Here is a 25485-nt window from a genome sequence, read left to right as displayed (position 1 = left end):
TACTACCTCCGATTTTCTATGCTAAAGTTCTGTCTTGCTAAAGTACTTCGGTCTCAGTATAACCAAGACCGATTTTTTCAATTATTTGAAGTACTTAACGCCGGACTCAAATATCTTGATGTCCTGATCTCCGAAGATGTTAACAGCTACGCCGTCGCCTCTTCTCTCTGAATGAGCCATCTTACCAAGGCATCTTCCGTCGGGTGAAAGAATACCTTCAACCGCTCTGTAAGATCCGTTGATATTCCACTCATCATCCATTGTTACATTGCCTTCAAGGTCGCAGTACTGTGTTGCGATCTGGCCATTCTTAAAGAGCTGATCGAGAACAGCATCGGGAGCAACAAATCTTCCCTCTCCGTGAGAAGCAGGGTTTGTATATACTCCGCCGAGCTTTGCTTCCTGAAGCCAAGGTGAATTGTTTGAAACCACCTTGATGTATGCCATCTTGGAAATGTGTCTTCCGATGGTATTGAATGTAAGTGTAGGTGAATCCTGAGTCTGGCCTGTAATCTTTCCGTTAGGAACAAGTCCGAGCTTTATCATAGCCTGGAAACCGTTACAGATACCAAGCGCAAGGCCGTCTCTATTCTGTAAGAGGTCTTCAACCGCCTCTTTTATCTCCTGATTCTGGAACGCTGTCGCAAAGAACTTAGCACTTCCGTCAGGTTCGTCACCGGCTGAGAATCCACCGGGAAACATGATGATCTGTGCATCCTTTATAGCTTTCTTAAACTCTGCTACAGACTCCACGATATCCTCTGCATTTCTGTTCTTGAATATCTTGATGTTTGTATTTGCGCCTGCTCTCTCAAATGCCTGTGCACTGTCGTACTCACAGTTACTTCCGGGGAAGACAGGGATAAATACTGTAGGCTTTGCAACCTTATTCTTGCATACATATACGCTGTCAGCCTTGAACAGAGGGCTTTCTACAGCTGTCTTTTCCTCATTTACGGTTGAAGGGAATACCTTTTCGAGGCTTCCTTTCCATGCTGCAAGAGCTTCATCCATTGTGATAACGGCTCCCTGAACCTCGAATGCAGCGTTGTCTGTAACTTCACCGACAAGGCGCGCACCTGCTACTTTAAGAGCATCTGCAAGCTTATCTGCGCTTACTTCCGCAACGATGTCAGCCATATCATTTGTAAAGAGCTCTTCTGCCTTGATACCGGCATCAATCTTAACTCCGAAGCCGTTACCAAATGCCATCTTACTTACTGCTGCCGCAATTCCGTAGCTATCCTCAGCATATGCTGAAACGATGCTTCCGTTTCTCATAAGCTCTGTAATTGCACTGTATATCTCCATGACCTTATCGTAATCGGGAAGGTCATATGAATCTCTGGGAAGCTTGAACTGTACAAGCTTGTTTCCTGCCTTTTTAAGCTCAGGTGTAATAACATCCGAAAGCTTTGCAACGTCTACCGCAAAAGATACGAGTGTAGGCGGAACGTTGATCTCGTTGAAGGATCCTGACATTGAATCCTTACCACCTATTGAAGCGATTCCGAAACGAAGCTGTGCTTCGAAAGCTCCAAGGAGTGCTGTGAAAGGCTCGCTCCAACGCTGCGCATCCTCGGTCATTCTCTTGAAATACTCCTGGAATGTGAAGTGGAGCTTCTTATAATCACCACCTGATGCAACTATTCTTGATACAGACTCTGTTACCGCGTAAGCAGCTCCGTGATAAGGGCTCCAGCTTGAAAGATAAGGATCGAAGCCGTAGCTCATCATTGTTACCGTGTCAGTCTTTCCTGAAAGAACAGGAAGCTTTGCGATCATTGTCTGTGTCTCTGTAAGCTGATACTTTCCACCGTAAGGCATAAGAACCGATCCTGCGCCGATTGATGAATCGAACATTTCTACAAGACCTTTCTGTGAGCATACGTTGAGATCCTGAAGCTGTGCTATCCATGCAGCCTTAGCGTCATTACCTGAAAGTGCAGACTTAACTTTATCTGAAGCTACTTTATTGAAGTAGTTATCATTTTCCTTAGGAAGATCAACTTTAACCTTTGTCTCCTGATGTGCTCCGTTTGTATCAAGGAATGCTCTCTTGAGGTTAACGATCTTCTTGCCTCTCCAGTTGAGCACAAGTCTGGGATCTTCTGTTACAACGGCAACCTTAACCGCCTCAAGGTTCTCCTCAGCAGCATAGCCAAGGAACTTCTCTGCATCGGCAGGAGCAACAACAACTGCCATTCTCTCCTGTGACTCAGAAATAGCAAGCTCTGTTCCGTCAAGACCTGCATACTTCTTGGGTACAAGATCAAGGTTGATATCAAGACCGGGTGCAAGCTCACCGATTGCTACGGATACACCGCCGGCACCAAAATCGTTACATTTCTTGATAAGTTCACTTACTTCAGGTCTTCTGAAGAGTCTCTGGAGCTTTCTCTCTGTAGGTGCATTACCCTTCTGAACTTCTGCTCCGCAACTTGTAAGTGACTTTGAATCATGAGCCTTGGAAGAACCTGTAGCTCCGCCGCAGCCGTCTCTACCTGTACGTCCGCCAAGGAGAATAATGATATCTCCGGGATCTGCAGACTCTCTGATTACATGTTCCTGAGGAGCAGCACCCATAACAGCACCGATCTCCATACGCTTTGCAACGTAACCGGGATGGTAAACTTCTTTTACATATCCTGTTGCAAGTCCGATTTGGTTACCGTATGAAGAATAACCTGATGCGGCACCGCGAACGAGCTTCTTCTGTGAAAGCTTGCCCTTCATTGTCTCAGCAACGGGAACTGTAGGATCTGCAGCACCTGTTACGCGCATTGCCTGATATACATATCCTCTTCCTGAAAGCGGATCTCTGATAGCACCGCCAAGACATGTTGCAGCGCCACCGAAAGGCTCGATCTCAGTGGGATGGTTATGTGTCTCATTCTTGAAGAATACAAGCCAGTTCTCTCTCTTTGTTCCCTCGCCGTAATCAACATCGATGGGCACAACAACTGTGCAGGCGTTGTTCTCTTCAGACTCTTCCATGTCTGTGAGCTTTCCGTCTTTCTTGAGCTTCTTCATACCCATAAGGGCGATATCCATAAGAGAAATGAACTTCTCTTTTTTCTTCTCATCTGTCTTGTAAAGGTCTTCTCTTGCTGAGAGGTATTCGTTATAAGCATTAACGATAGGCTCTTTGTAGAAGCCGTCCTCGAACTCAACTTCCGTGAGCTCTGTTCCGAATGTTGTGTGACGGCAGTGATCTGACCAGTATGTATCAAGAACTCTGATCTCAGTCATTGAAGGATCGCGGTTCTCATCATCATGGAAATAAGTCTGGATCCACTTGAAATCGTTGAATGTCATTGCAAGTCCAAGTGACTCGTAGAGCTTTTTGAGCTCAGCTTCTTCCATATCCTTGAATCCGTCAAAGATCTTTACATCTTCAGGCTCGTCGAATACAGAAACGAGTGTCTCAGGCTTATTTGCAGCTGCGATTCTTGAATCTACAGGGTTCATTGTGTAATCGCAGATCTTTTTAACTTCTTCGTCGGAGACGTTACCGATAAGCATGTATGTAACTGCTGTCTTGATGACAGGCTCCTCGTCTCCCTTTATAAAGCGAACGCACTGTTCAGCTGAATCAGCTCTCTGGTCAAACTGACCGGGAAGAGCTTCTATGCTGAATGTTTTTGCATTAGCGGGAACTTCGATCTCTTCTCTGTAAAGAATGTCTACAGGAGGCTCGGAAAATACTGTTGTGCAGGCTTTCTCGAACACTTCATCAGAAACATTTTCAACATCGTATCTGATGAAGATTCTTACATCCTCAACACTCTTTATTCCAAGGTAGCCCTTGATCTCAGCCTTAAGCTCCTTAGCCTTGCCTGCGTAAGGTGCTTTTTTTTCAACATAGATTCGTTTTACAGTGCTCATAATATCTCCTTGTTTATCATAAAAATTTATATAGCTCGCACTAGCTTCGAAAATACCTCAGCAAGTGCTCTGCTCAAAATAAAGAGTGCCTTAAATAAAGCACTCTCTATTAATCATCATTAATATTTAATTCTTCGGGCACTAATCCCTCTAAAACATACATTAATTCTTTGTCAATGGCTTCTTCGGAAATGCCGACAGTCTTGGAAGTGATCTTGAGTCCTTCCACAACGTACATAAGATTGCGAGCACACCCCAAAGGATTCTCACAATAAAACTCACCGCTCTCGATTCCGTTTTCAATTAATCTCTCAATAATCCTGACTGCAGTGTCAAACTGCTCTTTAAGAGGATTATCTTTTGGCGATACTTTATTAACGGAAAAATATTCATATGTTGCGACAGTAAGATTGTTCTTCTTTCTGAGGATTTCTTTCTTCTGTTCCTTCAAAAAAAGAGCCAACATATCACCGGCAGTTGCAGTTCCTGTAAGAGCGGCTGTAATGGTCTCTTCGTCGTCCTCATCGGTCTCTGAAGAAAGAACCGAAAGGAATAATTCATCCGTACTTGAGAAATAGAGATAAAGACCCCCACGACTTATCTCGCAGGCATCAACTATATCTTTCATTGTTACATTCTTAAAACCTTTTTCAGCAAAAACTGTTCTTGCTTTATCAAGAATGTACTTTTTCTTGATCTCGGATTTTTCTCCCATTCTTCGCTATCCTTACTTACAGTCTAAAACTATTTGATGTACCTTCGCCCTGTCCCCAGAACTCTACAAGCTCATTCATCTTATTAACTACGCTGTACAAAACTCCGTTATTAACACCCTCGGCCCATACGGTACCTTTGGTCATACCGGAAAGTATATACTTGGATAAAATTCCGGAAAGCTCATCCATCTCGGTGATTCCGGCTTTCTCTATAAAAAGAAGTTCATCCTTGTAGTTACGAAGACGATTTCTGCTGTAAACATAGACATAATTGCGGTCGAGCAGATTTGTACTCTGTGCTGCCTTTACAAAAGCCAACAGATTGGAGTCGTATATCGGAAAAGACATAGACTTGAGCTCGCTGTTGGAATATGCCTGCGCTACATCAACGCTTGCGTTACTCCTAAGCCATTTTAAATATGGAGTCAATTTCTTGAGCTCAGGACGATACCTTTCAACGACATCTTCCACACTGCCTTCATTGACATTGTTGTCATTTTCTAAATTCATGAAAACTCGCTCCTGTTCTGGCTTTCAGCCACATGCCACCCGATTTTTTGCATTCAAAAAAACTCCCAGTCAGAGTTCTTGAAACATTATAACAAGGTCGTTTGCTAATATCAACTAATTTTTGCTAGAATAAATAAAGAAAAAAGGAGTCAACAATGACCAACAACCTTGAATATTACAAAGTATTTTATTATGTAGGAAAGCTCTCAAGTATAACTCTCGCAGCCAAGGAATTGTCCATCTCCCAGCCTGCCGTGAGCCAGTCGATCCATCAGCTTGAGAAGACGCTTGGATGTACTCTTTTCCGAAGGACCGCTAAGGGCGTACGCCTCACAACGGAAGGAAGCCTTCTCTACAGATACATAGAAAGAGGATATGAACAGATAGAGCTCGGAGAACAGCGTCTTAAGCAGCTCCTTCATCTTGACGCCGGCGAAGTCAGGATCGGCGCAAGCGACATGACTTTGAGATTCTTTTTGCTCCCATATCTTGAGAAATTCCACGAGTTATATCCAAACATAAAGGTTACGGTCACAAACGGTCCTACTCCCGAGACGCTTGAATATCTGTCCGATGACAGGATTGACTTCGGCGTGGTCTCAACTCCTTTTATAATGAAAGAAGACATTTCATCTCTCCCCGTTGCAGAGATCGAAGATATATTCGTTGCGGGCAGAAAGTTTATCCAGTACAAAAACAAAATGCTCGATTTCTCGGACCTTGAAAAGGTTCCTCTCATAATGCTCGAAGGACAGACCAGTACAAAGAGCTATATCAGTTCTTTTCTTGCAGAAAACGGCGCCGATATACGCCCTGAGTTTGAGCTTGCAACAAGTGACATGATCGTTCAGTTCGCGCTCAGAAACCTCGGCGTAGGCTGCGTTGTAAAGAGCTTTGCCGAAGAACACCTTGAAAGCGGAGTTTTGTTTGAACTTCGTTTTAATAAGATGATTCCAAAAAGAGAGATCTGCGTCATCACCGATGACACTAGACCTCTCTCAATTGCCGCAAGTAAATTATATGAACTTATAAAAGAAGATATTTCAAAAGAAAAATAAACTTCCTTAATATATAACTCCGAGTGCTTCAAGTTCTTTTTTGGTGCTCGCATAGTCCTTGTACACGATTCCGTTCCAGCTAAGTTCTTTTGCCGCATCGATATTTACCTTGGTATCATCGATGAACACAGTCTTTTCCGGAACAAGATTGTAGCGCTCAGCAAGCAGGTTATATATAGCATGATCGGGCTTTACGACCTTATCTCTGTAGCTTAAGATTCCACCGTCAGTCTCATCGATAAATGCCATTGCATCGGGACAAGCTTCAAGAACCTGCCATGAAAAGTTTGAAAGATACAGCACCTTATATCCTGCTGCCTGAAGAGACTTTATCCAAGGAATAGCATTATCCCTCTTGGTAACTATATCTGTAAGATCCTCAAAGGTCTTCTCTATCACATCCGCAATCTCGGGATCGTTTTTCTTAAATCCGTCAATTATCTCTTCTGTAGAAAGAACGCCGCGGTCATATTCCGTCCACTCTTTAGTGTGTACAGAGGCGTCTGCGATTCTTTTTGCCAGCTCTTTATCAGAAACTTTTTTCTCAATAAAATCCATGTAAGCAAAGTCTGTGAGCACATTTCCGATATCGAAAACAACCGTATCAATCTTGCCCTCAGGCACAACGTTTCCTCTTGAATCGTGCTGCTTATTTGCAGTCAGCGGGTCAAGCGATGCGATCGTATGTCTTCCGGTTATACTGCTGAAAGCCCAGATGCAGATCCATGTAAAAATGGGAATAGCGACCGTAGCCACAACAGCGCCCATAAAGTAATCAAACGGCGTACCGATGATTGCCATCACAAAGAGAATCACGTAAGTCGATAAAAGAGCGATTATTCCGATTATCGCGATCACTCTTTTTACCATAGGTGTCTTGTTATTATCCGTCATTTTAAAACCATCCTTCTATATATTACTGTACTTCATTTTGACATTTATATCACGGTTGTAGTTTCCAAAGCCCTTACCGAATATCGTAAGACCTCCGACGTGCTCCGCATTCTCCGGAACCTCGAGCCTTAGCTTAAGCGGTGTTTTATGGCTCAGCTTAAGATCGTCAACCGTAACATCCGAAAGCTTCTGTCCGTCTATAAAAACGCCCTCGTGATTTATGACAAGCATCTTAAGAAGGCCGTACTGATTCCACAGCGGGAACCACCAATCAGGGGTGAAAAGACCTTTCACATCGCCGAAATCTCCGGGCGAAGTCCATTTTCCGAGCAAGGTATTATTAAGGTAAAAATAGATATCCGAAGGATAATTGTTATTATATCCCGGTGCCTCTGAGCACATCTCGGCTGCGATACTGAGCTCATCTATCTTCTGATTGAACGGAACAAAGTTTGGAATGTCATATTCAACAAATCCCCTTGTAAACCAGAGAATATCCGCATCAAATCTCTCTCCGTGAGCAAAGTACCTTGGGTCGTCAACTTCCCCGATAACCTTCTCAGACGAAGCAAGACCGCAAGTCGGCTCTATATGGCAGTCAGAAAAATGTCCGACCTTAATATCCGTCTCATAAATCGCTTCGTTCTTTTTAGGCGCCCTTATATCTATAAGAATATTGTCAGGCTGAACGGAGCATATCTTCTGATTACCGTGTCCCGTCGTCTCCGACGTAACCTGCACGATACCGCACTCCTCAAGCTTTTTTATATGGCTTGTAAGCGCTCCGTTCGTGATATTAAGACGCGTCGCAAGATCGTTCATATTTGAACTACCTTCAGCTACAAGAATCTTTACTATCTCAACTCTTATATCAGATCCAAGTGCTTTAAAAAGCGCAAGTCCTTCATCCAGTGATTGAATATGGATCATAGTTATATACCTTTCAGTTATATACTTTTAATAAGATATATCAATTGTGTTTTACAATACGAACATTATACGGGAGAGCTTACTTAAAAGCAAACAAGCACAAAAACTCTCTTTCATTATGATATGTTATCAAACATTTATACTTACAGTATATATCTTAATTATATGATTTAGGATTATAATACATAAAAATGCGTTTCCCCCTTCAAAATCAATTCAGATAAAAAGGAGTCCAAAATTGCTACATTTAGAGAAGCTAAACAACGCACAAGTCGAAAACGTTTATAAAGAAAGAATGGTAATAGATTTCCCAAAAGCCGAACTAAAGCCTCTGGATATTCTCTACAAAGCAATAGATAAAGGCATATATGAGCCGCTTGGATTATTCGATGAAACTAAGCTCATCGGTTACACCTTTTTGGTAAAAAACAATCTCGATTATCTTGTGGATTATCTCGCCGTATATCCGCAGCAACGAAATCTCGGATCCGGCGGTGTAATGGTCCGCTTACTTCCTGATTATCTTAAAGATGCCGAGAATATCATTGCCGAAATCGAAAATCCCGAATACGCAGAAAATGAAGACGACAAAATCCTCCAAACAAAGCGTTTTGGCTTCTATACAAGAAACGGCTGCTCCGACACCGGTCTACGTGTGAGATGTTTCGGTGTTCCGTTTATGATTCTCAGATGGGGCACAAAAGAAAGCGAAGACCCTCACGCACTCTGGAATTTATATCAGTCTTTTTACCGCATACTGCTTCCCAAAGATATGTTTGAAAAGAACATTAAAAAGATGTGAGATTGCTGCGCTTTTCGAAGTTTTTTGAATTTACCGGCCTTTTCATAGACAGCCCGGCCACAAAGGTATACATTCGGAAATGCGCTGTCTTCGGACGAGCAAGATGATTTTCAACTTTCATAAAACCCGAAGATGCTGACTTCTTTGAACAACGTGAAAGAAAGCATCTTCGGGTTTTATAAAAGTATGAAAATCACTGCGCAGCCGTACACAGCACATTTCCGAATGTATACCTTTGCGGCCGGGCGTAATGAAAGGCGTAATCACCACATTGGAAAAAGTCCCCCACGCAGAGTCTTAGTCTACGCAAAGGACTTTCTGTAACTACCCCAAAATACATTTAGGATATGCAATTAACCACTTATTGTAAATCTTCCGATAAGGTCGTTGAGACTCTCTGACTGTATCGAAAGTTCCTTGGATACTTCGCTTGACTGCTCGGCTGTCTCGGAGTTCTTCTGAACTACGCCTGAGATCATCTCAATTCCCTTATCGATCTCTTCCATGCTCTGAGCCTGTGCCTGAGCGAGGTTTCCTGTATTCTTGATCATGTCTGTGATCTCTTCTACGCTGTGTTGCATGGCATCAAGCGCATCCGTAGTCTCGGCAACAACCGCATTTCCGTTCTTGATCTCTTCCATTGTATCTGCAATGAGCTGATGTGTATTCTTTGCAGCTTCACTTGACTGATCTGCAAGTTTTCCGATCTGGTCCGCAACAACCGCAAATCCTTTTCCTGTTTCGCCAGCTCTTGCAGCCTCTATCGAAGCATTGAGGGCAAGAAGCGATGTCTGGCTTGCAATCTCTTCAATTGTATTTGTAACCTGCTCAATCTCTGCAGATGCTTCGGTAATCCTTGTCATGGCGTCAGTAACAAGATGCATCTTTCTGGCACTGACTTCTGCCTTATCCTTAACATCACCTGCCATGCCATGACTTCTCTGTGCAACTTCCGCAAGCTGCCTTGTCTGATCGGTAACGGAGTTTACAGATGCTGTAAGTTCCTCAACTGCAGCAGCCTGATCCGTAGATCCTTCAGCAAGGTCCGTTGCGCCCTGCGACATATTAAGAGCACCGTCCGAAACAAGAGTCGATGAATTCCTTACTTCAAGGAGTGTATGGCTTAAGTTACTTGAAATATTTCTAAAAGCCTCTTTTATCTGAACATAGTCACCAATATAAAGCTTCTCGTTCTTTGAACCGCAGGAGAAATCTCCGGTAGACATACGGTCGAGGGTATCACTTATGTCTTTTACAATATCAGCGATAACATCGGTCGAATATGTGATATCGTCCGCGAGTTTACCAAGCTCATCCTTTGAATCGGAAGGAACCTTGATATCAATCTTACCTTTCGCCATATCATTGGCAGCTGCTGAAAGAGCCTTGATAGGTTCCAGAATGCCTCCCGCAAGTGCAGCTTTTGCCTTATTTGAATAAAGAATTGCATATATAACGATAGCCATTGAAAGGATCGTAAGTATGATAACTATCGTAAGCGCTCCCGTATATGCTTTCTGAGCCTGTTCTTTGGCAGATATTCCTATCGCCTTAAAATCTTTTACAACTACCTTGATAGCCTCATTTACATTAGCTACATAATATTCATACAATTCAGTGTGCGATGCGCCCGATGAAAACATGCCGTTAAGAGTCTGTCCGTAATTGTCTATATCAGCGATATGCGCATAGACCGTAGTAAGATCGTCTTTATAAACTTTGCTCAGTGTTCCCAGTCCGTCATTCAATTCCTGGATCTTTTCGGAAGCCCCGTTCATCTGCTCTTCACGGTCGGCATCATCCTCAGCATTAAGTGCCCAGAGATAATACTTTGCAAGAGCCTGGATTGTTATACGAATCTCGCCCTGCTGCGTATTCTGCTCATAGTAAATGTTATATATACTGTGCAGATTGAATATTGAAAAAGCATCTATCAATAGAACCACAATAAAAACCAGAACCAGATTGTTCTGAAGTTTATAAAAAACTTTTTTGAGCTTATCCGCTACAGAAAGATTTTTAAATGTCTCATTACCAAATTTCTTCTTATCGTCGATCGATTTTGCCATACTGACCTCCTGATACTATTGAATAAAGAGCTTTTGCGACTCTTTGACGTACGAATTAATCTGATATACAGCCACTTACAGATTATATGTATAATTGTAGCGCTTTTTTAACGAAAATGCGTCAATAAACTGTATAATTTTATATAAAATTTCGAAAAATAAGCAATACTTATATCATTCATAAAAAATATTGATTTTACTTATATTTCTTTTTCCGTTATTATACTAATGTACGATTTTAATCATGTTTTCTATTAAGGAGGAACAATAAATGGTAAAAGCAGTCGTAGGCGCTAACTGGGGCGACGAAGGAAAGGGCAAGATCACAGACACTCTTGCAGACAAAGCCGACGTTGTAATCCGCTTTCAGGGAGGTGCCAACGCAGGACACACCATAGTTAACGATTATGGTAAGTTCGCACTTCACACAATGCCTTCAGGCGTTTTCCATCAGAATATAATGAACATCATCGGAAACGGTGTTGCTTTTGATATCACAAAGTTCATGAACGAACTTAACGAGATCACATCAAAGGGCGTTCCCGCTCCTCAGATCATGATCTCAGACAGAGTACAGGTTATGATGCCTTACCACGTTCAATTCGATTCTCTTGAGGAAGCAAGACTTGCAGGAAAGTCATTCGGCTCAACTAAATCAGGAATCGCACCTTTTTATTCAGATAAATATTCAAAGATCGGCTGGCAGATCAACGAATTCTTCCAGGATGACGGTGTTATCAAGGAAAAGATCGACAGAATCGCCCAGATCAAAGACGTTATCCTTGTTAATCTCTATCACGCAGAGCCTATCGACAAGGACGCACTCTTCAATCAGATAGTTGAATGGAGAGAACAGGTTAAGCCTTACATCGGAAACGTATCTCTCTACCTCGACAAGGCAATTAAGGGAGGAAAGACAATCCTCTTAGAGGGACAGCTTGGAACCATGAAGGATCCCGACCACGGAATCTATCCTATGGTTACATCATCTTCTCCTCTCGCAGCTTACGGTGCTATCGGAGCAGGTATCCCTCCTTATGAGATAAAAGAGATTGTAACTGTTTCCAAGGCTTATTCTTCAGCTGTAGGTGCAGGTGCATTCGTATCTGAACTCTTCGGCGACGAAGCAGACGAACTCAGAAACCGCGGCGGTGACGGTGGCGAATACGGCGCAACAACCGGAAGACCCAGACGTGTGGGCTGGTATGACTGCGTAGCAAGTAAGTACGGCTGCAGACTCCAGGGAACAACAGATGTTGCTTTCACAGTTCTTGACGTACTCGGCTACCTTGATGAGATTCCCGTATGCGTAGGATATGACATCGACGGAGAAGTTACAACAGAATTCCCTGTTACACATCTTCTCGACAAAGCAAAGCCCGTATACAAGACTCTTCCCGGTTGGAAATGTGAGATAAGAGGAATCAAGAATTACGAAGATCTTCCGGAGAATTGCAGAAAGTACATCGAATTTATCGAAGAGCAGATCGGTTACCCCATCACAATGGTTAGTAATGGTCCTGCAAGAACAGATATCATCTATAGAAAGAGCGCTCTTAAAAAGAATTGATCTTATGAGCATAAAGGTTGAAGCCATCGCAATTAAGCGATGGCTTCTTTTAGTGGGGGATACAATATATAATAAAGTACCGGTTGTTTCAGTATTTTATTATCAAATTAAACGTGCTTTTTGAGAGTTTCTCTTACAGCACCTGTGCCTGCGATAAGCTCCTCGAAATATCCGATGATGATATCTGAAAGGCCTGCTGCTTCAAGATCTGTTCCAAAGATTGTAGCGTCCTTAAGAAGAGGAAGAACCTTGCTCTTAAGAGTCTCTTTGTCATACTCTCCACCAAGCTTGATGTCCTTAACAAATTCCTGTGCTTTCTCAAGAAGCGGATCGGGGCTGGGCTCAAAGCTGTTGCCGTTATCGTCAACACCCATGAGGTAACGAAGCCATCCCGCATGTACAAGAGGAATGCACTTAAGATCTGCTACATTGAGCTTATCTGAAGCCATGTAAGCCTTGATTGTCTCACCAAATCTGATTGCAAGCTTCTGTGATGTATCTGTTGCAATTCTCTGAGGTGTATCAGGCATGAACTTGTTAGGGATTCTAACATTTACTACTGTATCGATGAATTCCTGAGGCTTGATAACTCCGGGATCTGTAACAACGGGAAGTCCCTCTACATATCCGATAGTCTTAACGAGCTTAACAAGCTCCTCATCCTTCATCTCTTCTGAAATCTTGTCATAACCAAGGAGGCATCCGTATACAGCAAGTGCTGTGTGAAGAGGATTAAGGCATGTGCAAACCTTCATGCGCTCAACCTTATCTACTGTCTCCTTCTCTGTGAAGATAACACCAACCTTCTCAAGAGCGGGTCTTCCATTAGGGAACTTATCCTCGATTACGAGGTACTCACTCTCCTCAGCGTTTACGAAAGGAGCAACCCAAGTCTTCTTTGATGTAACTACAGGCTCAAGCTCTTCTACGCCGTCATTCTTAAGAATCTCATTAACTGAGTCGTCAGGTCTGGGTGTGATCTTATCTATCATTGACCAAGGGAAGCTAACCTTGCTGTCATCTTCGATATAAGAGACGAATCCTGCCTCTGCCTTGCCGTTTGCAGCCCACTCTTTTGCGAACGCATGAACAGCGTCAAAAAGCTTGTCTCCGTTATGTGAGCAGTTATCTGTGCTCACCATGGCAATCTTCTTCTCTCCTGCAAGGAATCTCTCATAGAGAAGAGCCGCAACCTTACCGATATAGCTCTGAGGCTTAGAAGGTCCGTTTACAAAATCATCCTTAACTGCTGCAAGAAGCTCGCCTGCGGGATTTACAAGTGAATATCCCTTCTCTGTGATAGTGAAAGTAGCAAGCTGAAGAGAATCGCATCTGAAGATCTCTTTTAATCTGCTGAATTCCTTGTCATCGTTTGAATCAAGAATACATGACTCAGCGATGCTGGCAATAACTGACTTCTCAACAGAACCGTCAGCCTTAAGTGTAACAAGAAGTGAAAGATTGTCATGAGGTCTGTACATCTTCTCGATGATCTCATAATCAAATCCCTCTACTACTGTAAGTCCCTTGTCGTTCATTCCGCCATCAAGCATTCTCTGAGCGAGATTAGCCTGAAAAGCTCTGAAGATGTTTCCTGCTCCGAAGTGTACCCACTCAGGTGCCTCAACTGTCTTCTTTATCATGTCTTCCTTGTCAAAAGTAGGGAGATAATATCCTTTCTCTTTCCAAGTGCTATCTGTTGCTACGCTATTAGCATTTAATTTCATTGTTAACCCTTTCCGCTTTATCCTTTATCCCATATAACAAAGCTTATGTTTAAATTCCACGCTGATGTGACTTCTCAATAGCCTCCCAGAGACCGTTGATGTATGTTGCTCCGAGTGCTCTGTCATAAAGACCGTATCCGGGCATTGCTACTTCTCCCCAGATCATTCTTCCGTGGTCGGGACGGATAGGTCCGTCAAATCCTGTCTCGTAAAGAGCCTTAACTATCTCATACATATCGAATGTTCCGTCAGATGAAAGATGTGCTGACTCCTCGAAGTTTGTAGGTGAGATAAACTTAAGGTTACGAACGTGTGCAAAGTGAATTCTTCCCTCAAGTGCTCTGATCATGTGAGGAAGGTCGTTCTCAAGACTTGTTCCGTATGAACCTGAGCAGAATGTAACACCGTTGTGTACATCGTCTACAGCCTTCATAAGCTTAAGGATGTTTTTCTCATTGTTGATGATTCTGGGAAGTCCGAATACAGACCATGCAGGATCATCGGGATGGATAGCCATCTTGATATCATATTTGTTACATACGGGCATGATTGCCTTTAAGAAATATACGATGTTCTCGAAAAGCTTCTCTTCATCGATTCCCTTGTAGAGTTCAAAGAGCTCCTTAACGTGCTCCATACGCTCAGGCTCCCAACCGGGCATAACAGCTCCGTTTGTGTCACCTGCAAGTGACTCGAACATCTTCTCAGGGTCGATAGCATCGATTGCTTCCTGTGTATAAGCAAGAACCGTTGAACCATCGGGTCTCTTTCTGGCAAGCTCACTTCTTGTCCAGTCAAAAACGGGCATGAAGTTGTAGCATACCATGTGGATATCTTCTTTACCAAGGTTCTCAAGTGTCTTGATGTAATTATCTATATGCTGATCCCTCTCAGGTGTAGCTGCCTTGATGGCATCTGATACATTAACAGACTCGATACCTGCAATATGCATATTCTCAGCTGCAACTTCGTTCTTTAATGCCTTGATCTCGTCCTGCTCCCAGAGCTCACCGGCCTGCTTGTTGTAAAGAGTTGTGATAACTCCCTTTACACCGGGAACCTGTCTGATCTGCCATAACTTAACAGTGTCATATTTGCTGCCATACCAGCGAAGTGTCATTTCCATTGATACTAAGTACTCCCTTCGTCGAATAAAATCTAATTAAATAAAACAGTTTCCGAACGTTAATAATTCGTATACGTATACAATAACTTTTTAGGGCAAAAATTAGAATTGAATATTTTGTTTCACACCTTGCAAAAATTGCCACAGGTGTTTATTATGTATTTATTATGAAAAACAAATTAAGATCATCCTTTAACACAAGACAATACATGGTGTCTTCGGATTTCGAGGTTTACTACTATTCTGACAAGAACTTCAATACCTTGAAACCACACGCCCACGACTACTATGAATGTTACCTTTTCATCGAGGGCGATGTCACCATGGAAATATTCAACGCAGAGGGAGTGGCATCAAGATACAAGATGTCTCCGGGCGACCTCATGCTGGTTCCTCCCGGAATCATGCATCACGCCCTTATGAACAATCCCGAAGCGAACTACAGACGTTTCCTTTTCTGGATAAGCAAGAGCTGCTGTAACAGGCTCATGCAGGAATCCGTTGACTATATGTATCTGATTCAGAAAGCGGAAGCATTCCACAAGTACATATATCACATGACTCCCGCCCAGTTCCATATGATCGAGTCGAAATTCCTTCGTCTTCTCGAAGAAGTATCGAGCGAAAGATACGGAAGCTCGGCCTTTATACACCTGTGCCTGTGCGACCTCATCCTTACAATCAACAGAATCGTTTACGACGAAGAAAACATGAAGAACTCAAGCGATGAGCTTACTCTTTTCCAGAATATCATTTCATACATCGAAGGAAATATTGAGGAATCGCTCACACTTGACGATATTGCGGGCAAATTCTTTATAAGCAAATACTACGTTGCCCATCTGTTCAAGGATACGCTCGGCGTCTCGCTCCATCAGTATATTATAAAAAAGCGTCTCGATGAATGCCGAAACGCTATAACCGGCGGAGCAAGCATCACGGGAACATACGAGAAATTCGGCTTTAGGGACTATTCAAGTTTCTTTAAAGCATTTAAAAAAGAGTACGGTATGTCGCCGAAGGAGTACCAGAGTTTGTACTCGCACAACCTCATTCCGTAATACGGCGCGGCTTTATGCTTTTAGTGAAGCTGTTTAACACATAATAAACATCATTTATGATATAAGGTAAATGCTATGATACAGGATATTGCACCGGCACATCTTAACAATCACTACGATCCGGCAAAAATTGCGGACGAAAACTCAATAATCTTAGTCTTTTCGGATAAAAAAAATCTCTTAGGTCGCTTAGACAGCGCAACCAAAGAGATTTCTTTTCCACGATTAAAGGATTTTAAAACTATTGAAAAAGAAAAACTCACTTATCTTTTCAGTATTGATGACGAGGATTTCTTTCTATTATTGAATGATTCAGAAAACAAGGACTTCCTGAACTCTTCTGAAGTATCATCTTATGACTTTTACAACCTAAGAGATTTCAGAAGCATCTACTACTATCCGCAAACTTACGTCTATGCATCCTTTACGGCATATCAGCTTGCCGAATGGTATATGGTCACCAAATTCTGCGGAAAGTGCGGTGCAGAAAACGAACACTCTAAAAAAGAGCGCGCAATGATCTGCCCCAAATGCGGCAACATAATCTATCCCAGAATAAATCCCGCTGTGATAATCGGCGTAATCGACAAGGAAGCCAATAAACTCCTTGTTACAAGATACAAAGTCGGCTACGGCCACAACGCCCTAGTTGCGGGCTTCACAGAAATCGGTGAAACTCTTGAAGAAACCGTAAGCCGTGAAGTCATGGAGGAAGCCGGCATCCATGTAACCAACATCCGCTACTACAAGTCACAGCCATGGGGCATCGCAAGCGATATCCTCGTAGGCTTCTTCTGCGAAGTAACCGGAAGCCGCGAAATCACCATGGACAACAACGAGTTAAAATTCGCAAGCTGGCTCTCTCCCCAAGAGATCGAACTCCAGCCGCTTGAATACAGCCTTACCAATGAGATGATGAAGGTATTTAAAGAAGGAGATGTGCACTGAGTTAGTGTACATCTCCTTTTTTAATCATTATAATTCTTTTATATAATTCTTACTTCATTAACAGCATGTGCATCTACACCATGGATAACCTGCGCTTTCCCTACTCTTTCCCAAAATTCTTTTCGGTAATGATTAGTCTGAAGCTTAGATGATTCGTTCATCTCAAGCGGAATATTCCTTTGGATGGCACCTTCAATTATCCGATCAGCCATCTCAGTCATGTCTACTGACCATGTTTTTTGCTTCCTGAAAATCCTGTCAGGATGAGCAACCACATCAAAATATCCACTCTCAATTCCCTGTATCTGCGCATTTCCAAGGGCTATATATTCTTCACGGCATAGCTTCTCTTTATCCCAGGAAAAAGTATATTCCTCAGGGCCTGTCTCTGCCATGTGCTGCCCCAGCAGCAACATCTCAAAACTTTCTTTTGATTTGAGTTCTTTGTAATATCCTGCCTTGTCAAAAGACGGAAAATACTCAGTCTCCAAACCAATATGAACGCTTATTGCACTTTCATATTTCTGCTTTAATTCAAAAAGAGTATTAATATACTCATCGAGCTCAGAATACTTCATTCTATTCCCAAACGGATCTCCCGGAAATGGAGCATGATCCGTAAACCATATTCCCGAAGCCCCTAGAGATATTGCCTTTTTTATATATTCTTCGTCCGAAACATTTTCGGCATGTCCACAGCGAAATGTGTGTACATGAAAAATATCTTTTTCTCTGATGTCCATCTTCTTCAACCCCAAAATTTATTTTGCTATTGAGATTAAAGCCTCAATAGCCTTTATAATTTCAACACCATCCTCAGAAAAATCCTCATTTGGAACCCACTCTACTCTATACATTCCTTTATAATAGTTATAAACGCTTTCCATTCCCGTTTTCTCAGCATTATCTTTGTCTTCCTTTGTAAACTTGTTATCTATAACCATATTGGCCCTTAACACCTTTCATTCCCTATGCACTCTACATGCACGTCATATTGTAGCACAATATTTAACTTTTTGTAGACAGCCCTGCTCCAAAGCCATCCATTTAGAAGTGTAGATATTTCACCGTGAGACAACAACCTCTAAACGGATGGCTTTGAGATAGGGCGTGAAAAAAAGCTGTAACACTAACTTGTGCTACAGCCTTTTCTATTTTATTCCACCGCTTTAAGCAAGCTGCTTACGCAGTAAAGTGTCTGTCCGTTATATTCGACTCTTGACCAGCCGACATCGTTATTTATACCTGTTCGGGTTGCAGTCTCACCGGCCTTCAGTGTAGCTGCAACAGTTGCATCAGCATCGGTAACACTGGGCTTCGTTCTGAGGTTAGCCTCTTCTTTGGCTGTTACCGTCTCGTTGCAAGAAGCAAACTTAGTCTTAAGACCCGAGTTATCTTCTACAGGTGCAGCTGCCGACTGCTGCTTGGGTGCGTTTAGATCGGTCGTCAGATAGCTTGATATCGCATAAAGAGTCTTGCCGTTATAAGTTACTCTTGACCAGCCGCTTGGACTTGTTCCCGTACGCTGCGCAGTCTGGCCGTTCTGAAGCGTCTCAACAACATTACTGTCTGCTCCCTGGCTCGGCTTATTTCTTAAATTCGTCACGCTCTTAGCTGTGACTGTTTCATCCACAGGATCAAACTTCATAAGTGCTTCAACATCGGCAGAAGCAACTTCTCTCTCAGAAGTATCTTTTGCAGTCTCAGTTCCGTCATATCCAAAATATGCTACGTCTACGTCAACCTTCTTGCTGATTCCGTCAACGTCACCCTGATTGGTGTACTGCCACATTGCGCACTGACCGCCGTAAGCAGGTCCCTTTGCAATATTTGATGTATCCTGATTGTACCATGCCATCCAGATTTTATAAGACTTCTCAATCTGTGATGTATTCCACTTCGCATCCTCGGCAAGTTCTCCCTTTGATGCGTAGAAAATAGGCGTATATCCTGACTTGTGTATCTGCTCAAGGAATGCGATCGCAATATTACTTCTATCGTCCTTGGTAAGGTTAAACTGTCTGCTCGTCTCTTTTTCAAAGCCCTCGCAGTTATATCCTACGGGATATGTGATTGAATATTTTGCGATATAATCTTTTACCCAGTTAGCTTCTTCTATCGCTTCGTCCTTGGTTACAGCTGTGGAAAAAAAGTATGCTCCGACCTTAATACCGTTTTTCTCAGCTTCCTGCATATTGAACTTTGCGTTGGTATCGGGCTTGATTTCTCCCGATGCAGAATCCCTGTAACCGACTCTTACCATGGCAAAATCAATTCCTGTTCCCGCAACCTTGGCCCAGTCGATAGTTCCCTGGAACTTTGATACGTCTATTCCGTATGTCACCTTGGAATTCTCACCGACACTGCTTGCACTCACAAGTTCTTTGATATTGACATTTGCTCCCGTCTCCTTTGGAGCCGTTGTCTGTGGATCCGTTGCAGCTACCTCTTCCGAAGATGCTTCTGTTGCTGCTTCTTCCTCTTCAGAAGCTTCCGTTGTAGCCTCCACAGCAACCTCCTCTTCGGGAATTGATTCCTCGACCTCTGCTATATCAAGTTCTTCCTCTTCATCCTTTGAACCCTTAGACAGCAAAGAGCCAAGTAAAATACCTACAATAAGAAAAAGAACCGCTCCGCCTGCGATATAAATCTTTATAAGGTCTTCTTTTCTAAGACCTCTTCCCCTGCGATTTTTCCTGCCCCCTGTACTACCAAAACTGTTTTTCATAAAATACTCCTATATTTTCAGTGTGATGTCTGAACAAAAAGTTACATCATCTGCCGATCACCGATTGATAAATCTCATAGTCGTGTTCCGAGAAGTTCACTATTGTGATCTGCATATCATACCCCGAATTATCTGAAAGCCACGTTGTTATCGCACCAAGCGCCGTTTTTGCGGCAGCTTCCTTGGGATAACCGTAAACTCCCGTAGAGATTCCGGGAAAAGCGATGCTGTGAACATCATTTTCTTTTGCCAGCGAAAGCGAATTATAGTAGCAATTATACAGGTCAGTCTCGTCGCTCTCTGCGCCTGAATAGATCGGTCCGACCGTGTGAATCACATATTTGGCGGGAAGATTGTATCCCTTCGTAATCTTCGCTTCGCCCGTTCTGCATCCGTTAAGCCCTCTGCACTCGTTAAGAAGCCCGGGGCCTGCCGCTCTGTGAATCGCACCGTCTACTCCGCCGCCACCAAGAAGGCTTGAATTGGCGGCATTTACAATGGCATCAACTTTAAGTTTTGTGATATCTCCAACGTAAAATTCAATATTTTTCATTTTCAATGTCCCTCAGATAATGAAACTGCGATCAGTCATATCAAAAACCGCTATCTGCCAGTTCTAAAACAACTTTTTTATAAAATTCGGGAATATCGGAAACACCATCACCTTGCTTGCGGCTTAATCTGCACCTTCGCATATCAACCTCATCACAATGTGAGATTCCGCGTCCCGTATTGCTGTAAACTACGCCTTTAAAGTCACCCCACTTAACCGCGCGTGGAGCCAAAAGTCCGTCATTTTCGCCCTCAACAAGCCATACAACGAGACTTGTAAACCACAAAAACATATCCGCAAAAGGCGACTTCATCGCAAACGCATAGCTACGGTAATATGTCTCTTTTGAATCCGGATATTTCTCATTGAATTTCTCTGCTTCTTTAGTTGAAAAAGACTTAAATACGCTATATGAATCAGGATTCTTATCGCCAAGAATCTTAAATACAATATCAGTACATTTTCCCGCAAATCTCACAAGAAAATCCGGAAGTTTAAGTAGTTTATCCACAGTAACAGAACCATGATGCGGCGTACTCATGGTAGTTACCGATGCAATCTTGTCACCAAGGCCGTATTTCGAAATCGCGCACCTGATATCAAGTCCGCCCTTTGAATGCGCAATAACATTTAACTTGGGCGCACCGGTCTCCTCTAAAATATCTTTTATCCTGTCTGCCAGAACCTTCGCATTTGTCTCTATAGCCGCATTGCTGTCCTGATTTCCGTAGAATATACGACAACCGGACTCCTCCAGCTTGGCAGGTATTCTTCCCCAATAGTTTAAATACTTATGATCCCTAAAGCCCATTCCATGCACCATCAGGATCGGGTATCTAAGTTCCGCCATCAACTACCTCTTTTTCAAAAAAACAACAGGTCAATCCTTCTTAAGATAGATCAAATGATAAGCCGCACCTACGCAGATACCGCCGCCCACGATGTTTCCGAGCGTTACAGGTATAAGGTTGGTGACAAAAAATCCCAAAACAGACAGTCCGTCTGCAGGAATGCCATGTACATATGACGCAAGAAATCCTGCGGGAATAAAGTACATATTGGCAACGCAGTGCTCAAATCCGCAAATAATAAAGAGCATAACGGGAAGCCAGAGCGCAAACACCTTGCCGGCAAGCTCATCTGCTGCAAAAGAGCACCAAACAGCCATGCATACAAGAACGTTGCAAAGGATTCCGCGTAAAAAAGCATCTCCAAATGAAATGGTTGATTTTGTGACAGCCGTTTTTACCACCTGAGTGGCAAGATTGCCGTCATTAAATGAATATATATGGCTAAAAGCAGCAAGTGCCGCGATCAAAAAACCTCCGACCATATTTCCGATATATACGATTATCCAGTTTCTGATCATTCCTTTAGCTGTAGCTTTCTTTGATAAAACAGGTATTGTAATAAGACAGTTTCCTGTAAAAAGTTCAGCTCCTCCAACAAGCACCATAAAAAGACCGATTGGGAATACAACAGAGCTGATAACCCTTGCGCTTGACGGATCTGCCGCGCAACTTGATGCAATCTGGCTTCCGAGACCGCCGAGTGCTATAAAAGAGCCCGCAAGAATGGCAAGCATAAAAGTTTGCAAAAATTTTCCTTCTGTCTTTCCCTTTCCGACTACTTCATACTTTGCTGCTATCTCTGCAGGTGATTTCATTATAATTTTCCTCCAAAAAAACTTTTCTTCATAATTCGACTATCTGATTATAGACCTCTTTTGCCATATTGAAAAGAAGCCGCACCCTGTTTTTTTCAAGGTACGGCTTCTTAATTATCTGTTCTTATTATATATCGTCAAAAGCCCGCGCATCAGCAGATCCGGATCTCTTATAACTTCCGCATCCATCCACTCTGCTACAGCTTCTGACCATCCCCCTGTTATGACAACCTTTAAGTCATCATAACCATGCTCTTTAATGACTTTTTTTATCAGCCCCGTGAGCATTATTCCTGTTCCTGCCACGACTCCCGATATCATATTCGATTCGGTATCCGTTCCAAGAAGCTTATTTGTCTTACGTGCTGTAAGTTGTGGGAGTTTCGAAGTTCTTTGTGCCTCTGCATCAAGCGACAGCTGAACTCCGGGACATATCATCCCCCCTACGAGTCTTGCTTTCTCATCAGCAACCGTTATTGTCGTGCATGTTCCCAGATCACATACCATTACAGGGCATCCATACTCTGAAACTGCAGCCGCAAGATCTGCAACCCGATCAAATCCCAAGCAGGAAGTGTCATATCTTGATACGTCTATTCCTGTGTTCATTGTGGTGTTTGGAATCATTGCATCTTTACCTGTTATCTTCTTCAGTGCCCCTGCTGCCTTATCCGTCATCTCAGTGACAACGCTTGATAAAACTGAGCCGTCAAATGATCTTTCTTTTAATCCTGCCTTACTTATCAGGTCTGCAAATCCTTCCGCAATCTCATCTTCAGAAAAATCCCTGTCAGACTTAAGTCTTCCAAGTTCTCTATATTCAGATCCGTCAAAAAAACCTATGACAATATTTGAGTTACCGATATCTACAGCTAAAACTCCGCTCATGAAAATCGCCTTTTAATTAACCCCTGTGAAGTGCCTTGGAAAGTACCATTGCAAGTGTGCCTCCCAAAACGCATCCGACAACAGCCTCAATCGTTGCCTGAACGCCTACCATTCCGATAACGAATGCCATAGGTGTTGTAGCATTGTAATTAGCTGCAAGTCCCTGTACAAATTCAGTATTAAAGAAGAACAGGCAAAGTGAGCCCATGAAGAATGCCGTATTAAGAAGAGGCATAAGGGCGCCTGTTATATAGTAGGAAGCTGTCTTGAGCTTGCCCTTGTGTATAAGCTTATAAACAAATGATGTAACCGCTGCATCAAGAAATCTTGCAACAACTGCTGTCACAAACACTCCGAAAGGATTGATGTTAAAGAGTGTTGAAAGAAGTCCGCTTGATCCGTTGAGCGCACCAATAAAACTGTTGATACCAAATGCAAGGCCACAGATAATGCCTGCAACAGGTCCAATCAGCATAGATGCAAGTGCAACCGGAACGGTTACGATTGAAACTTTCAGTAAAGGTGTGGGAATTGTGCCTAAAAAAGTGTTACCCATGATGATGGTAACGGCAACAAGAAGTGCAGTCTCTACCATGTACTGCGTCTTTTTGCTCAGTCCGCCTAACTCCTCAGTCTTGCGGCTAAGTGATGATGTACTATCCATTTTTAATTCTCCTTAAATAATGCTGCAGTTTCAGTTCATACTAAATACCGCGCACCATAAATATATCACAGAAAAGTTTTTTTGCAAGCAGAAAAAAATGTACCGAATTTTAATACAAAAATAAATCACTGAGATGTATGATCTGAACTGCCTTTCAGACGCTTATGTGCTTCTTTGTAAACCTCACTTTCTGCCCTCATGCCTATTACAATAACGCACATTACATTGCCTATGTACTTCAGCTGATATACAATTCTGATCCCGCTCTGGCGTAATTTAATCTTAAAACATCCCGATAATTTTGAATCTTTATGATTACCTAAAGGTTTACCATACCCTCCTTCGCTCTCTGCTACAGGATTTTGAACCACCTTATCTAAAGCTTTAATAACTAACTTTTGTTGTGATCCATCAAGCTTTTCATATCCTTCTTGGCTGCTGAAGAATACTCAAGTTGCCATTTACTCAAACTCAACATCCTCCATAGCATCTATTTCTTCTTGAGTTATTCCAAGCTCAGACATCATCTCTTTGCCGCTGATTGTTTTTGAAAAATCCTCTTGCTCCAGTCTCTCAAGGGTAAGCTGAATGAGTTCATAATCCTCGGCCATATCCATCAGCCTTTTATATTCCTGCGGAGAAAGAAGCACCGCTTCAGGTTCATTATTTTTAATTACAACCTTTGAAATTCCCTTCTTTACTTCACTAAATATCTTTCCGGCCTGTCCACGATTAAAAAGCGAAATGGGAATCATATTTTCAAGAGCATAAACCATGTTCTGCATTAATCATACCTCACTTTCTATCCTCAAATTATCATTTGTACACTTTTTTGTCAACTTATATATCTATAAATATATCAACATATTTTATTGAATAATACAAAAAATCCCATCGGACGGGAGATATGTAATCCGATGAGATTTTTTATGAGATTGTAATGAGATAATATATTATAAAAAGCCTGTAAAAGCTTTTTATACGCTGTATTGTTTCTTTTATGCTTTTAGATGAGCTTCTCTACATATTCCGCTACATCTTCCATCTTCTGTGTAGGCTCAAAGCGGGCAACGACATTGCCGTCTCTGTCAATGACAAACTTAGTGAAATTCCACTTTATATCAGGATTATTCTTGTAATCCTTATCAATCTTCTTAAGCATTACATTCATAGCCAGCGCAGCTGCACCCTTCCCGAATCCTTCAAAACCTTTCTGCTCCTTAAGGAACTTGTAGAGTTCAAGCTGGTTTTCGCCGTTTACATCAGATTTTTTCATCTGAGGGAACTTTGTATTGTAGTGAAGCTGGCAGAATTCGTGGATCTCCTCATCGGTTCCCGGTGTCTGACCCGCGAACTGATTGCATGGAATATCAAGAACCTCAAATCCGTTATCGTGGAACTTCTCATACATAGCCTCAATATCCTTGTAATGAGGTGTGAAACCGCATCCTGTAGCGGTATTAACAACAAGAACAACTTTTCCTTTATATGCATCAAGCTTAACTTCATTGCCCTGAGCATCGGTTACTGAATAATCATAAAATCCCATGATATTACCTCCGTTTTGAAACAATGTTAATGGGTTTTCGTTTTAATTTAATAAAATTATATTGTATGCAATTTAAAATGTCAATTACTTTTTTTATAAAAAAAATATGAACTATTCCCTCCTTTACATCCCTAACAA

The 25485-nt window shown here is 42.4% G+C and carries 23 protein-coding genes; 5 read left to right on the top strand and 18 right to left on the bottom strand.

What is annotated here, in order from left to right:
• Positions 1-81 precede the first annotated feature (81 nt).
• The 3 genes from BM398_RS03330 to BM398_RS03320 all read right to left on the bottom strand — a co-directional run bounded on the left by BM398_RS03330 (position 82) and on the right by BM398_RS03320 (position 5114).
• Entirely contained in the window at positions 82-3888 is a 3807-nt protein-coding gene (locus BM398_RS03330) for a phosphoribosylformylglycinamidine synthase (RefSeq protein ID WP_092336408.1), read from the bottom strand.
• A gap of 109 nt (positions 3889-3997) precedes the next feature.
• Entirely contained in the window at positions 3998-4603 is a 606-nt protein-coding gene (locus BM398_RS03325) for a TetR/AcrR family transcriptional regulator (RefSeq protein ID WP_092336407.1), read from the bottom strand.
• Positions 4604-4619: 16 nt separating this feature from the next.
• Positions 4620-5114, bottom strand: coding sequence for a hypothetical protein (locus tag BM398_RS03320; protein WP_051199039.1), 495 nt, complete (start codon positions 5112-5114; stop codon positions 4620-4622).
• Between the two features lie 155 nt (positions 5115-5269).
• On the opposite strand from BM398_RS03320, the gene BM398_RS03315 reads away from it, so the two are divergent.
• On the top strand, positions 5270-6172 hold the full coding sequence (locus tag BM398_RS03315) for a LysR family transcriptional regulator (RefSeq protein WP_092336406.1): 903 nt from the start codon (positions 5270-5272) through the stop codon (positions 6170-6172).
• A gap of 6 nt (positions 6173-6178) precedes the next feature.
• Here the strand turns inward: BM398_RS03315 and BM398_RS03310 are convergent, their stop codons facing one another.
• Entirely contained in the window at positions 6179-7066 is an 888-nt protein-coding gene (locus BM398_RS03310; protein WP_092336405.1) for an HAD family hydrolase, read from the bottom strand.
• Between the two features lie 15 nt (positions 7067-7081).
• Positions 7082-7996 carry an ArsR/SmtB family transcription factor gene (locus BM398_RS03305; protein ID WP_092336404.1) on the bottom strand — a complete coding sequence of 305 codons (915 nt, stop codon included), beginning with the start codon at positions 7994-7996 and terminating at the stop codon, positions 7082-7084.
• Positions 7997-8234: 238 nt separating this feature from the next.
• Between BM398_RS03305 and BM398_RS03300 the strand changes: the two genes are divergently transcribed.
• Positions 8235-8798, top strand: coding sequence for a GNAT family N-acetyltransferase (locus BM398_RS03300; protein WP_242949749.1), 564 nt, complete (start codon positions 8235-8237; stop codon positions 8796-8798).
• A 353-nt stretch (positions 8799-9151) separates the two neighbouring features.
• Here BM398_RS03300 and BM398_RS03295 read toward each other — a convergent pair whose 3' ends face one another.
• On the bottom strand, positions 9152-10867 hold the full coding sequence (locus BM398_RS03295) for a methyl-accepting chemotaxis protein (RefSeq protein ID WP_092336403.1): 1716 nt from the start codon (positions 10865-10867) through the stop codon (positions 9152-9154).
• Between the two features lie 271 nt (positions 10868-11138).
• On the opposite strand from BM398_RS03295, the gene BM398_RS03290 reads away from it, so the two are divergent.
• Complete coding sequence (locus tag BM398_RS03290) at positions 11139-12437, top strand: adenylosuccinate synthase (protein ID WP_092336402.1); 1299 nt, start codon at positions 11139-11141, stop codon at positions 12435-12437.
• A gap of 107 nt (positions 12438-12544) precedes the next feature.
• On the opposite strand, the gene BM398_RS03285 is transcribed toward BM398_RS03290, so the two are convergent.
• On the bottom strand, positions 12545-14164 hold the full coding sequence (locus tag BM398_RS03285; protein WP_092336401.1) for a mannitol dehydrogenase family protein: 1620 nt from the start codon (positions 14162-14164) through the stop codon (positions 12545-12547).
• 49 nt (positions 14165-14213) lie between these two features.
• Complete coding sequence (gene uxuA / locus BM398_RS03280; RefSeq protein ID WP_092336400.1) at positions 14214-15290, bottom strand: mannonate dehydratase; 1077 nt, start codon at positions 15288-15290, stop codon at positions 14214-14216.
• 167 nt (positions 15291-15457) lie between these two features.
• Here uxuA and BM398_RS03275 point away from each other — a divergent pair, with 167 nt between their 5' ends.
• Positions 15458-16351 (top strand): AraC family transcriptional regulator, encoded by an 894-nt coding sequence (locus BM398_RS03275; protein WP_092336399.1) that lies wholly within the window; start codon positions 15458-15460, stop codon positions 16349-16351.
• 75 nt (positions 16352-16426) lie between these two features.
• Complete coding sequence (gene nudC, locus BM398_RS03270) at positions 16427-17299, top strand: NAD(+) diphosphatase (RefSeq protein ID WP_092336398.1); 873 nt, start codon at positions 16427-16429, stop codon at positions 17297-17299.
• 38 nt (positions 17300-17337) lie between these two features.
• Here the strand turns inward: nudC and BM398_RS03265 are convergent, their stop codons facing one another.
• The 10 genes from BM398_RS03265 to BM398_RS03215 all read right to left on the bottom strand — a co-directional run bounded on the left by BM398_RS03265 (position 17338) and on the right by BM398_RS03215 (position 25347).
• The gene (locus BM398_RS03265; protein ID WP_092336397.1) at positions 17338-18042 is read right to left on the bottom strand and encodes a PHP domain-containing protein; all 705 of its coding nucleotides are present in this window, start codon (positions 18040-18042) and stop codon (positions 17338-17340) included.
• 18 nt (positions 18043-18060) lie between these two features.
• Entirely contained in the window at positions 18061-18243 is a 183-nt protein-coding gene (locus BM398_RS03260; protein WP_092336396.1) for a hypothetical protein, read from the bottom strand.
• Positions 18244-18455: 212 nt separating this feature from the next.
• Positions 18456-20027: a GH25 family lysozyme gene (locus BM398_RS03255; RefSeq protein WP_092336395.1), complete on the bottom strand. Its 1572-nt coding sequence runs from the start codon at positions 20025-20027 to the stop codon at positions 18456-18458.
• A 46-nt stretch (positions 20028-20073) separates the two neighbouring features.
• On the bottom strand, positions 20074-20580 hold the full coding sequence (locus BM398_RS03250) for an O-acetyl-ADP-ribose deacetylase (RefSeq protein WP_092336394.1): 507 nt from the start codon (positions 20578-20580) through the stop codon (positions 20074-20076).
• Between the two features lie 40 nt (positions 20581-20620).
• Positions 20621-21430, bottom strand: a complete 810-nt coding sequence (locus BM398_RS03245) for a lipase family alpha/beta hydrolase (protein ID WP_092336393.1) — start codon at positions 21428-21430, stop codon at positions 20621-20623.
• 30 nt (positions 21431-21460) lie between these two features.
• The gene (locus BM398_RS03240) at positions 21461-22246 is read right to left on the bottom strand and encodes a formate/nitrite transporter family protein (protein WP_026655533.1); all 786 of its coding nucleotides are present in this window, start codon (positions 22244-22246) and stop codon (positions 21461-21463) included.
• A 114-nt stretch (positions 22247-22360) separates the two neighbouring features.
• Positions 22361-23134, bottom strand: coding sequence for a type III pantothenate kinase (locus BM398_RS03235; protein ID WP_092336392.1), 774 nt, complete (start codon positions 23132-23134; stop codon positions 22361-22363).
• Between the two features lie 16 nt (positions 23135-23150).
• A complete protein-coding gene (locus BM398_RS03230) occupies positions 23151-23798 on the bottom strand; it encodes an ECF transporter S component (protein WP_092336391.1) in 648 nt (215 codons plus the stop codon).
• Positions 23799-24259: 461 nt separating this feature from the next.
• Entirely contained in the window at positions 24260-24583 is a 324-nt protein-coding gene (locus tag BM398_RS03220; protein ID WP_092336390.1) for a type II toxin-antitoxin system Phd/YefM family antitoxin, read from the bottom strand.
• A gap of 221 nt (positions 24584-24804) precedes the next feature.
• Positions 24805-25347 carry a glutathione peroxidase gene (locus tag BM398_RS03215; RefSeq protein WP_092336389.1) on the bottom strand — a complete coding sequence of 181 codons (543 nt, stop codon included), beginning with the start codon at positions 25345-25347 and terminating at the stop codon, positions 24805-24807.
• Positions 25348-25485 lie beyond the last annotated feature (138 nt).

The sequence above is a fragment of the Butyrivibrio sp. M55 genome (assembly GCF_900116865.1).
Lineage (GTDB): Bacteria > Bacillota > Clostridia > Lachnospirales > Lachnospiraceae > Butyrivibrio.
The sequence above is the reverse complement of the archived record's forward strand: the minus strand, read 5'-3'. Positions and strand labels throughout refer to the sequence as shown.